Source organism: Paraburkholderia phymatum STM815 (assembly GCF_000020045.1).
Taxonomy (GTDB): Bacteria; Pseudomonadota; Gammaproteobacteria; order Burkholderiales; family Burkholderiaceae; genus Paraburkholderia; species Paraburkholderia phymatum.
Window position 1 is genome coordinate 1,346,245 of the sequence record NC_010623.1, and the last position, 10,406, is coordinate 1,356,650.

12 protein-coding genes are annotated in these 10,406 nt (G+C 62.6%); 4 read left to right on the forward strand and 8 right to left on the reverse strand.

The features are described 5' to 3' along the window. Positions 1 to 10: 10 nt before the first annotated feature. The 4 genes from BPHY_RS21760 to BPHY_RS21775 are packed head-to-tail and all read right to left on the reverse strand — an operon-like array spanning position 11 to position 3,784. The gene (locus BPHY_RS21760; protein ID WP_012403616.1) at positions 11 to 1,147 is read right to left on the reverse strand and encodes an ABC transporter permease; all 1,137 of its coding nucleotides are present in this window, start codon (positions 1,145 to 1,147) and stop codon (positions 11 to 13) included. Next, positions 1,144 to 2,100, reverse strand: coding sequence for an ABC transporter ATP-binding protein (locus tag BPHY_RS21765; RefSeq protein ID WP_012403617.1), 957 nt, complete (start codon positions 2,098 to 2,100; stop codon positions 1,144 to 1,146). Before BPHY_RS21765 ends, BPHY_RS21760 begins: the two co-directional genes overlap by 4 nt. Then, a complete protein-coding gene (locus BPHY_RS21770; protein ID WP_012403618.1) occupies positions 2,097 to 3,080 on the reverse strand; it encodes an HlyD family secretion protein in 984 nt (327 codons plus the stop codon). The genes BPHY_RS21765 and BPHY_RS21770 overlap by 4 nt, the downstream gene beginning before the upstream one ends. Beyond that, on the reverse strand, positions 3,077 to 3,784 hold the full coding sequence (locus BPHY_RS21775; protein WP_012403619.1) for a TetR/AcrR family transcriptional regulator: 708 nt from the start codon (positions 3,782 to 3,784) through the stop codon (positions 3,077 to 3,079). The genes BPHY_RS21770 and BPHY_RS21775 overlap by 4 nt, the downstream gene beginning before the upstream one ends. Positions 3,785 to 4,136: 352 nt before the next feature. Here BPHY_RS21775 and BPHY_RS21780 point away from each other — a divergent pair, with 352 nt between their 5' ends. After that, complete coding sequence (locus tag BPHY_RS21780) at positions 4,137 to 4,775, forward strand: response regulator transcription factor (RefSeq protein ID WP_012403620.1); 639 nt, start codon at positions 4,137 to 4,139, stop codon at positions 4,773 to 4,775. Beyond that, positions 4,772 to 5,149, forward strand: coding sequence for an Hpt domain-containing protein (locus BPHY_RS21785; protein WP_012403621.1), 378 nt, complete (start codon positions 4,772 to 4,774; stop codon positions 5,147 to 5,149). The genes BPHY_RS21780 and BPHY_RS21785 overlap by 4 nt, the downstream gene beginning before the upstream one ends. Positions 5,150 to 5,393: 244 nt before the next feature. Here the strand turns inward: BPHY_RS21785 and BPHY_RS21790 are convergent, their stop codons facing one another. Further along, positions 5,394 to 7,514, reverse strand: coding sequence for a response regulator (locus tag BPHY_RS21790; protein ID WP_012403622.1), 2,121 nt, complete (start codon positions 7,512 to 7,514; stop codon positions 5,394 to 5,396). Between the two features lie 12 nt (positions 7,515 to 7,526). Beyond that, positions 7,527 to 8,135 carry a response regulator transcription factor gene (locus tag BPHY_RS21795; RefSeq protein WP_041764512.1) on the reverse strand — a complete coding sequence of 203 codons (609 nt, stop codon included), beginning with the start codon at positions 8,133 to 8,135 and terminating at the stop codon, positions 7,527 to 7,529. 209 nt (positions 8,136 to 8,344) lie between these two features. Between BPHY_RS21795 and BPHY_RS21800 the strand changes: the two genes are divergently transcribed. Together BPHY_RS21800 and BPHY_RS21805 are read left to right on the forward strand one after the other, a co-directional pair. Next, a complete protein-coding gene (locus BPHY_RS21800) occupies positions 8,345 to 8,929 on the forward strand; it encodes a response regulator transcription factor (RefSeq protein WP_012403624.1) in 585 nt (194 codons plus the stop codon). Between the two features lie 21 nt (positions 8,930 to 8,950). Further along, a complete protein-coding gene (locus BPHY_RS21805; RefSeq protein ID WP_012403625.1) occupies positions 8,951 to 9,250 on the forward strand; it encodes an Hpt domain-containing protein in 300 nt (99 codons plus the stop codon). A gap of 33 nt (positions 9,251 to 9,283) precedes the next feature. Here the strand turns inward: BPHY_RS21805 and BPHY_RS43250 are convergent, their stop codons facing one another. Both BPHY_RS43250 and BPHY_RS43255 read right to left on the reverse strand, forming a co-directional pair. Continuing rightward, positions 9,284 to 9,673 carry an OmpA family protein gene (locus BPHY_RS43250; protein WP_244257621.1) on the reverse strand — a complete coding sequence of 130 codons (390 nt, stop codon included), beginning with the start codon at positions 9,671 to 9,673 and terminating at the stop codon, positions 9,284 to 9,286. Then, on the reverse strand, positions 9,670 to 10,356 hold the full coding sequence (locus BPHY_RS43255; RefSeq protein ID WP_041764515.1) for a hypothetical protein: 687 nt from the start codon (positions 10,354 to 10,356) through the stop codon (positions 9,670 to 9,672). Before BPHY_RS43255 ends, BPHY_RS43250 begins: the two co-directional genes overlap by 4 nt. Positions 10,357 to 10,406: the final 50 nt, after the last annotated feature.

Below are 10,406 nucleotides of genomic sequence, written 5' to 3' on the forward strand. Positions count from 1 at the left end.
GTCGATCCTCCTAATCCAGCGTGCGCCGATAGAAGCGCACGGCAACGGCCATCACGACGACGGTGAAGATCGCGACGGGCCACACGGACGGCCACAGGTCCGCCCAGCTATTGCCCTTGAGCAGGATGCCGCGCACGAGGCGGTTGAAGTACGTGAGCGGCAGCAGATTGCCGATCCATTGCGCCCAGACAGGCATGCCGGCGAAGGGGAACATGAACCCCGACAGCAGCAAGCTGGGCAGAAAGTAGAAAACGGTGAGCTGCATTGCCTGCAACTGGTTCTGCGCAATTGACGACAGCGTAATGCCGACAGTCAGGTTCGCCGCGATGAACAGCAGTGCCGCGACATACAGCGCCACCAGACTCCCGACGAACGGCACGTGGAAGACGATACGCGCCGCCGCCAGAATGATCGACGATTGCACCAGCCCGATCGCGATATACGGCACCAGCTTGCCCGCAATCACTTCGAGCGGCAGCACGGGCGTCGCGAGCAGGTTTTCCATCGTGCCACGCTCTCGTTCACGCGTCATCGCGAGGCCCGTCATCATCACCATCGTGAGCGTAAGAATCGTGCCCATCAGGCCCGGCACGACGTTGTATTGCGTGATGCCCTCGGGGTTGTACAGCTTGTGGATTTGCACGTCGAACGCGGCGGGCGCGCCGTTCAGACGCGCGAGCGGGCCGGTGATGTCCTTGTCCGCGACGGACTGGACTATGCCCGGCAGCGCGGCGAGGGGCGCCTGTGTCGCCGTCGGATCAGTGGCGTCGGCTTCGACGAGCAGTGCGGGACGTTCGCCGCGCAACAGCCGCCGCGAAAAATCGGCGGGAATCGACACGACGAACGTCACGTCGCCGCGCGCCAGCGCCTGGCGTCCCGCTTCGTCGTTCGGCAGCGTATCGACGATGTGAAAATAATCGGAGTTTTTCATCGCGGCGACGAAGCTGCGAGAGAACGGACTCTCGTCGCCGACAATCACAGCCGTATGCAGATGCTTCGGATCGGTGTTGATCGCGAAGCCGAACAGCGCGAGCTGCATGATCGGCAAGCCGACGATCATGCCGAACGTGATGCGGTCGCGCCGCAACTGGATGAACTCCTTGAGCACGATGCCCCACCAGCGCGTTACGGAAAAGAAGCGGCTCACGATGGTTTTCCGTAGTTGTCGGCCGAGCGGGCCATCATGTAGATGAAGACGTCTTCGAGCCCGGTATCGATCTGTTCGGTCTTCACGGTCAGGCCGGACGTCACTTCTGCAATCGCCTTTTCGAGGGCGGCATGGTCGTGGCCGCTTGCATGCAGCGCGGAGCCGAACACGACGGTCTGATCGACGCCGGGCGTGTTGCGCAACCGCTCCGACAGTTCCGTCAGACGCTCGCCGTGGATGGACCACGTGGCGAGCGCCTGCGAATCGATGACCTGCTGCGCCGTGCCTTGCGCGAGCAGCTTGCCGTACGCGATGTATGCGAGCTTGTGACAGCGCTCCGCCTCGTCCATATAGTGCGTGCTCACCAGCACGGAAATGCCCCGCGCAGCGAGCCGGTGCAGTTCTTCCCAGAAGTCGCGCCGCGCGGTGGGATCGACGCCGGCCGTCGGTTCATCGAGCAGCAGGAGTTTCGGCTCGTGCAGCATGCATGCGGCGAGCGCAAGCCGCTGCTTCCAGCCGCCCGACAGCGCGCCCGTCATCTGGTCCGCACGCGTCTGCAGGCCGAGCGTCTCCAGCGCACGGTCGACCTTCTCCTTGCGATTGCGCATCTGATAGACGCGTGCAACGAAGTCCAGGTTCTCGCGGATCGTCATGTCTTCCCAGTACGAGAAGCGCTGTGTCATGTAGCCGACATTGCGCTTGATCTGCGCGCTGTCGCGCACGATGTCGTAGCCGAGGCACGTGCCGCTGCCGGAATCGGGTGTGAGCAAGCCGCACATCAGGCGGATCGACGTCGTCTTGCCGCTGCCGTTCGGGCCGAGAAAGCCGAAGATCTCGCCACGCGCGACTTGCAGCGTTACGTCATTGACGACGTGTTTGTCGCCGAAATGCTTGTTGAGGTTGTGCACATCGATCGCAAGCGAGCCTTGCCGCGCACCGTTTGGCGTATTCATTGCAGCGTCACCGACACGGGCTGGCCGGGATGAAGGCGCGGCGCGTCATCGACGGACGGACGGGCCTCGATCATGAACATAAGCTTCGCGCGGCTTTCGTTGCTGTAGATGACGGGCGGCGTGTATTCGGCCGAACTCGATACATAAGTGATCTTCGCGTTGACGTCCGATGCACAGCCATCGCAGTGAATGACCAGCGCGCGGCCCGGCGCGAGCGAGCCGACTACGGTCTCAGGGACGAAGAAGCGCACCTTCACGTTTTGCGGCGGCAGCATCTGCACGACGGGGCTGCCCGCCTGCACCCATTCGCCGACGCGGTACAGCGTGTCGTAGACGCGGCCCCTGGCGGGCGCGTTCACGCTTTTCTGGTCAAGCTTCCATTGCGCCTGCGCGACGGCCGCCTGCGCCGCTTCGACCTGCGCGGCCTGCGCGAGCAACTGCTGCGAGCGGCCCGGCAGCCGCGCGACCTGAACTTCGTGCGTGAGTTCGCGCACCTGTGCATTGGCGGCATCGGCGGCGGCGCGTGAATCGTCGAGCTGCCCCTTCGGAATACCGCCTACGCGATACTGCGCGTCGTCACGCGTCCATTGCAGCGTGGCCTTGCGCGCATTTGCAATGGCCTGCGCAAGCTGCGCCTTCGTCACGTCGACCTCAGGCGGGCGCTTGCCCGTCTTGATATCGGCGTATTGCGCGCGGGCCGCGGCGAGTTGCTGCTGCGCCTGCTGCAACGCCGCTGCTTCGTCGACGGATTCGAGCGCAAAGACAGGCGCGTCGGCGGCGACCTGATCGCCGCGGGCGACCTCGAGCCGCGTGAGCTTGCCTGATTGCGACGACCCGAGATACACGAACTCGCCTTCGACATAGCCTTGCCAGGTATTCCCGGCGCGTTGCGAACATGCATCGAGCGCGCCGCATGCGAGGATGGCGACCAGGACCGCGACGGCCCGCGGAGCGCGCCCGGAACAATGAAAGGGCTTCATGTGCTGGATCTCGTGGAAGGGCGGCGCGCCGTTTTGCGCGCCGTATGCGCCGCTGGCGCTCGCATGCCGCCGAGCAGCAACGACGTGACGTGTTGCTGCAACGATTCGCGCTCGATCGCGGGAAAGCCGCGAATGCTTTGCCAAACCTTCGCGGCGGCTTGCGGCAGCATCACGAGCGCGATGATCGAGTTGAACATCAGGACGGGATCGAGTTCCGGATTGACGGCGCCCGCCCGCTGCGCTTTCTTGATGCGGGCGCCGAAGCGTTTGATGTTCTCGAAGGGAATGCGCGTGATCATCCGGTCGCGCAGCATGCCGCCTTCATTGATGACTTCGCGTAGCCAGAGAGGCGGCAGCCACGGCATGCGGCCCGTTACGTCGAACAGACGCGTGACGAATTCGCCGACCATCACGAATGGATCGTCGTTCGAATCGTCTCCGGCCGCGCTCCACACGAAACCGACAGAAGGCGCGAGCCGTTCTTCGACGATCGCGTCGAGCAGCGTTTCGCGATTCGTGAAGTAGTAGTGCACGAGCGCAGACGTCACCTCCGCGGCCGACGCGATCTGCGCGACCGTGGTAGCCGCGATGCCGCGTTCGGAGAAAAGGCGCGTGGCGGTGTCGAGCAGGTGCTCGCGCACGTCGAAATTTTCGACGGCGGGGCGGCGGCCGCGAGGTTTTGCCGGTTGACGGTTCGGGCTCATCGCAGGAACTTTAATTGATGAGTTAGTTAAATTCAAGGAGGTTTACGGCAACCCGCCTCGACGGGATGTCGAACGCCGTTGGTCCATGTGCTGCCGCGCCTGTTCCTGCAGAGGAAATATTTAGCCAGTCCGATTTACTGATTTATGCCGCGAGCATTATCCGAAGTCAAATAACAAATCAAATGATGAAAGAGGCGTAAAAAAGATACGGAATGCAGAATATTCCGCAGAATAAATCGTCTGGTAATGACTTAGAATAATCGCTGTAACGGGTATGTAATTGACTGGCATCTCGTACGCATCTCGTACGCACATTGGCAGCTGCGCCGCGAATCAATATGGAGAAAGGCAGTTGGCTTCTATACTCATCGTGGACGATCATCCGGCATTTCGTCTTGTTATCAAAACTCATCTATTGCAATTGCTCGGCTGTCAGGAAGTCTTTGAAGCAGACAATGGCCAATCCGCGCTGGAAATGGCGCGTCAATTTACACCGGACTTGACCATTCTTGATCTGGATATTCCCCGCATAAATGGCCTCGATGTACTCGCGCGTCTGAGAGCCGCACAACCTGGCATGCGCGTGCTTATCCTGTCGAGTCACGACGCGGCCACTTTCATTTCTCGCGCCATGCGCGCAGGCGCTCAAGGTTTCGTCAGCAAGTCGCAGGACGTGAAGGAAATCATGCGCAGCGTCGAAGCGGTGATGTCGGGCTACAGCGTGTTCCCCGTCGCCCCTGTGAGCGCCGGGCCGGGCGCTCACGGCTTCGTCGAAGAGAGCCGCCTGGACTTGCTCTCCGACAAGGAACTCGTGATCCTGCAGATGCTCGCGAAAGGTCTGTCGAACAAGACTATCGGCGACGCGCTCTTCATCAGTAACAAGACGGTCAGCAGTCACAAGACGCGCTTGATGAGCAAAGTGGGCGTCGAAACGCTCGTCGAGCTTGTCGACTTCGCGCGGCGCTGTGGCATCGCCACGGCCCAGCAATGATGGTCCCCTGGAAGCGGCCCGTGTTCGGAAGCGCAGTGGAGGCAGACTCACTGCAGGAAAGGATCGACGTGCTCGCGCTCGGCGATCCCGCCGTTGCGCAGGACGTGACGAGCACGCTGATTAATACGAACTGCGCAACGCTGCTCTACATGACGACTGCGTGGGAGAACAAAGACTGGGACAGCTTGGGGCGCGCGGCACACCGTCTTGCAGGGTCGGTCAGCATGCTGCAATGCACGGGCGAGATCGGGCTGGCGGTGCGTCTGGAACGGGCGGCGCTCGAGCATGACACGTCGGCGCTCGCGACGTTGTTGCCCGTCGTAATGGAATCGGTTGCGCGCCTGAATGACCGGCTTGGCGCGCTGCTTACCTGAACAGCGCGCACGCCGTATCTATCGCTAACAATGCGGCAATTAATACTTGCTAGCGTCGAAACGGCATTTTCTCCTACGCAGACGAATTGACGCTCTATACTGATTCTTAGCGCGGCTGAGCAGCCTTCCCCGGGGCAGCATCGACAGTTGCGCGAACCGCGCACGGTTCTCTGATCGTCTCCGCCGTGTTTTGCGGTGTTTGGGCCCGCGTTCTGCGGGCCTTTTATCGTCGGCTTTCACTTGCTCAGGTGCCGGAATGCCCGCCCTCTGCGCGGCGAACGAGGTCGTTCATTTGCGTCCTGATGCGTTCGACGAGCCCGTCGAGCAATGTGTCGTCGAGGCCCTCCGGTGCGGTGCTGGTACGCTGCAACGCATGCATCAGGCCGTGATTTCCGACGATGCCCACGGCGCCCGCGAGCCTGTGCAACGCCCGCCGACTGCCTTGTACGTCGCCCGACGCACGTTGCTGCGCGAGATGATCGAGGTCGGCTTCCATGGTCTGTTGCCAGTCTTGCAACAAGCCGTCAACGTGCACGCCTTGTGCGGCGAGTGAATCGAGCGCGGTGAAATCGTACTTCTCGAGACGCGTCGCGGTGGGCGCCGCAGAGTGTCGCGCGGCGTCGGGAATCAGCCGTGCGAGGGCGGCGTCGAGCGCCTGCAACCCGGACGTCTTGACGAGAACAGCGCCGAATAAAGTGCGTTCGGAATCGCTCAGCTTGGTATCAGGCGTCGCTGATAGCAGGATGACCGGCACCTCGTGGCCCGACCCGCCAAACGACGCGCGCACGCGACGCGCGAGTTCGACGCCGCTCATGCCCGGCATCTGAAGGTCGGTTATCAGCAGATCGACGCGTCCGCGGCGCAGCACGCCAAGCGCTTCTTCGCCCGAACTCGCGCTGACACAGCGATAGCCGAGCACGTCGAGTTGCCGCGCGAGCACTTTGCGATTCACGTCGTTGTCGTCGACGACGAGAATATTGGGCCGGTTTGAAGGAGGACGAACGTGTACCCGCAACGGCACGTCATGCACCGCGGGCTTGTCGTCCGCACCGCCATGCGCATCGCAGATTCGCCTGAGCGCGGCCCACGACAGCGGGTTCAGCGAGAGTTCGATGCGTCCTTCGCGATTGCGCATCCCGCCTGGCAGCGCGTCGCGCGTGACAACGATCAGGCGCTTTTCGCCATGCGTCGACGGTGCCTGACCTGCTTCGACGAAGCGATAGTCGATTTGCACAGGCGGCTTCGTGTCCGACGGCAAGGTCGTAATGCCGAGCTTTCTCAAGAGTTCGCAGATCGACTGGCGATCTGCGTAATTGTCGAGGTCGACGCTGGCCCAGCGACGCTCGTGGCCGCGCACGGGCCATTCATGCTGTTCGATCGTGAACGGCGCATGCAATGCGACGCAGACGCCGACGCGTTTGCCTTCGAGGATCGTAATGTCGCCGCCCATCTTTCGCGCGATCACGCGAGCAAGTGCGAGATCGGGATGCTCCCGCAAGCCGGCCGATTCCAGGATGGCGGGATGTGCGCCTGAATGAGGCGCGGGCATTTCTGCCGTCGACGCATTCGCCACGCTTGCCGCCGCCGCGCCGTTGATGCCGATCACGATGCGCTGCGCACTCGTATTCAGCGATTCTGCGCGCGCCGACAGCGTAACGACGCCCGGGCCGGCCGCTTCCGCCGTGTATGAGAGCAGATTGAACACGATCTGCCCGAGCCGCGCGCGGTCGGCGAGTACGCGCGCCGCAATCGACCGGTCGATGCACACCTGCAGCCGCACCCGCCTGGCCACGGCGGTGGGTGCAACCAGCAGCGCGGCGCCGTCGATCAGTTCGCGCAAGTCGACGGCATCTTCATCGAAGACGATATCGCGGTAGGTGGGCGGGATGGTGTCGAGCGCATCGTGCGCGACCAGCACGAACGTTTCGGCGGCGCTGTGCAGCGGAGGATGCCAGCCCGTGTCGGCATCGAGTCCGTTGCTCAACGCCCGCGCGCACGACACGATCTTGCACTGCGCACCCTGCAGCACGCGGAGATGATCGGCGAGCGCCGCTGCGCGCTCCGTCTGTGCGGCTTCGCGCTGCGTTTGCGCGTAGCCTTCCTTGAGCGCTGCATTGTCTTGCTGCACGGTACGCAGCAATGCGTCGAGATGTTCGATCTGGAGTTCCAGCCTGCGCTGCGCGTCGTGCGCATGGGCGGCGGCGCATAATCCGCGCGCCAGCAGAAGCAGCGCAGCTGCCGCGGAGCCCGCGAGCGGCTCGTCGTATGCCGCGAAAGAACCGAACAGCGCGAGTGCGCCGATGGGCGCCTTCAGCCCGAACGTACGCGCGAGCAGCGATGCAGTGCCGGACGGACGCAGGTTCATGCGGGCACTGTGTCAGTCGATCAGCTTGTGAAGCGTCGCAAACTCGATCAGCGCGGCGAGCGACGACAGGCCCAGCTTTTCGCAGAGCCGTGTCTTGTAGGTGCTGACTGTCTTGTCGCTGAGAAAAAGGCGGCTTGCAATTTCCTTATTGCTGACGCCGCGCGCCAGATATTGCAGCACTTCCATTTCTCGCGGCGACAACACATCGAGACCGCCCGCCTTGTTCGCGTGCGGCGCGTTAGCCGGAAAGCAGTCGAACCCTAGCAGCACGGTGCGCGCGGCCGTTAGCATCTCCGTCAGTTCGCGCCCCTTGCTGACATAACCATTCGCGCCCGCCTGCTGCGTGTGAAGCGACATCACATGATCGGGCTTGGCGGACAGCACAAGGATGCGCATGCTGTCGTCCTGTGCGCGGATGCGGCGAATCATCGACAGGCCGTCAAGGCTGGGCAGATCAAGGTCAAGCACGGCAAGATCTGGTTTCAGCGATAGAACCATTCTCAACCCTTCTTCGCCGTCACCAGACTCGCCTACGATCTGCAGTTCAGAGTCCGAACGAAACACGCTCACAATTGCGCCGCGAATCATCGGATGGTCGTCGACGATGACAATTCTTTTCATTGATGGCTCATTTCTTATCATCGTGAACCGAAAACCTGCCGTTCTTTAAAGGATCACTGCGAGAAAAATCAGGTAGGATTCTAACAAAGCCGCTAACTACGGACTGCTGATTAACCATAGAGACAGCTCAGTTTGTGTAGTAGGAAAGATCTTACATTCTTACAGTGAATTCGATCCACGACCCCTACAATTCAAGACCCTTTCGAACGATGGTCGTCGACGACCATCCGGTCATGCGGCGCGCACTTCGTTATGTGCTCGACGAATCCGCCGATTTCGACATGGTCGCCGAGGCCGGCTCCGTGGCCGCAGCCTTGACGTCGGCGGCGGCGTTGGATCTCTCGCTCGCAATTGTCGATTTGCGTTTGCCCGATGGCGATGGAATCGATCTGATCGCACAGCTGAGCAGCGCGAAGCCTGGACTGCGAATCGTGGTCTTTTCGTCCGTCGACGAGCGGCTCAATGGCGCACATGTCCGCAACGCCGGTGCGCATGGCTTCGTCAGCAAGCTACGCGGTCCGGATGAACTGCTTGCCAGCCTGGGACTGGTGATGATCGGCTACACCTGCTTTGCATCCGAACTCGTCGAACCGGCAGGCGTCGCGCTATCGCGGCGGGAAACCTCCGTGTTGCATCGGCTCATTCGCGGGCAGAGCAATGTGGAGATCGCAACCTCGCTCAATCTGAGTCCCAAGACCGTCAGCACGTACAAGATGCGGCTAATGCAAAAGCTCGACCTGCAAAGCGTCGTCGATCTCGTCGAATATGCGAAGACAAATGGCCTCGCGAACTAGCCCGACAATGGAGCGGCCGCGATGACGGACGGATGGCGCCGTGTGCTCGCCGACGGGCCGAAGGATTTGCAGACGATGCTTGAGCAAGCCATCCGCGACGATCTGAATGCCGCCTTCGATGCGCTTGCAGAAGGCGACGTGGCGCGCGTCGCTTGTCTCGCGCATCGGTTGAAAGGGTCGGCGCGACTGTCAGGCGACGAGCGCGCCACAATGCTATGCGCCGCGCTGGAAGCAGCGGGGCGGGCGAGCGAGAGCGACCGCGCTCGCCTGCTTCTGGTGGCGCTCAGACGCGCGTTTGGCGCTGCGCGCGGCCTGCAATGACGCGGGCCGCTCGAGCCCGCAACGCTCCGCCCGTCAACGGACAGGAACTGCAGTGACCGCGCCGCGCGTGATGTTCAGTTCGACTCGCCGGTCAGGCGCGAGACAGCGGATCAGCTGTTGCCGGTTGGACTCGTCGCATCGCGCGAGAGGATTCGCGGCGCCCATTCCTCGTGCGCTGATCGGCGCTTCGATGCCGCCCGCGGCGAGATAATGCTTCACGGTTTCCGCGCGCAGGGCTGAGAGCCGCGCATTATGTGCGCCGCTGCCCAGCCTGTCTGTGTAGCCTTCGACGAGAATGGCCGTCACGTCGCCGGCCTGCCTCATGTCGCGTATCGACCGATCGAGCTTTGCCCTGCCTTCGGGCAGCAGGGCGGCGATGTCGCCGCGATCGAACGCAAACGTCGCGTCGCCTTGCAGTGTCACTTTCGGAGAGGGTCCGGCGGCGGCGTGGCGACGGGTGGCGTGCAGGCGGCGAGCGCCGCACCGATTTGCGGCAGAGTCTTCGTCACGTCGTCGACACGCTGGGTGCTGGCCTTGAAATCGCGCGTCCATGCCTCGTGTCCCGCGTGAATCATCTGGATCTCGGCGCAGGCGGTCAGGCGCTGCGCATGCGAACACGACGCGAACGCTGGCGCTGCCTTCGCTATCAGAATCTGCTTCCACAAGTCCGGCCGCACCACGGCCGCGGTGCGCAAATCGGGATTGTCCGCGTACAGGCCAGCGCCTGTCTCCAGCGCTGCCGTGAGACGGCTGGCTTCGCGCAACGCTTCTTCGACGAACCCCCAGTGATTCCAGTGGGAGCGCGCTTCTCGCGCAGCGTCGAGCCAGCATTGCGCCTTGAAACCGAAATAGTTGTCCTTGTGTGGACCGAGTGCGTCCAGACGCGTCCGAATCGAGTCGATCGCGCTCGCGTTGTGAGCGGTGCGATGCAGATCGAGCCACGCAGGCGTGGCCGCGCCCGCCGCGTTGTCTTGCGTCGCGTCGATACCGCGTTGCAGAACGGCCGGGTTTTGCACCTGCAGCGCGTCGCGCGAAGCCGTCGATGTGCAGCCGGCGACGAGCGCCGACAGCGCGACGCACGTCCGCGTCATCAATGAATGCTTCATGTGTGATTCCATCAGAAAAGGGCTGCGCGGCTTGCGGGCCGCGCAGCCCG

Bases quoted from the DNA above. Each gene is read 5' to 3' on its own strand.
- BPHY_RS21765 (WP_012403617.1), bottom strand. From the start codon at position 2,100: ATGAATACGCCAAACGGTGCGCGGCAAGGCTCGCTTGCGATCGATGTG.
- BPHY_RS21770 (WP_012403618.1), bottom strand. From the start codon at position 3,080: ATGAAGCCCTTTCATTGTTCCGGGCGCGCTCCGCGGGCCGTCGCGGTC.
- BPHY_RS21775 (WP_012403619.1), bottom strand. From the start codon at position 3,784: ATGAGCCCGAACCGTCAACCGGCAAAACCTCGCGGCCGCCGCCCCGCC.
- BPHY_RS21785 (WP_012403621.1), top strand. From the start codon at position 4,772: ATGATGGTCCCCTGGAAGCGGCCCGTGTTCGGAAGCGCAGTGGAGGCA.
- BPHY_RS21790 (WP_012403622.1), bottom strand. From the start codon at position 7,514: ATGAACCTGCGTCCGTCCGGCACTGCATCGCTGCTCGCGCGTACGTTC.
- BPHY_RS21795 (WP_041764512.1), bottom strand. From the start codon at position 8,135: ATGAAAAGAATTGTCATCGTCGACGACCATCCGATGATTCGCGGCGCA.
- BPHY_RS21800 (WP_012403624.1), top strand. From the start codon at position 8,345: ATGGTCGTCGACGACCATCCGGTCATGCGGCGCGCACTTCGTTATGTG.
- BPHY_RS21805 (WP_012403625.1), top strand. From the start codon at position 8,951: ATGACGGACGGATGGCGCCGTGTGCTCGCCGACGGGCCGAAGGATTTG.
- BPHY_RS43255 (WP_041764515.1), bottom strand. From the start codon at position 10,356: ATGAAGCATTCATTGATGACGCGGACGTGCGTCGCGCTGTCGGCGCTC.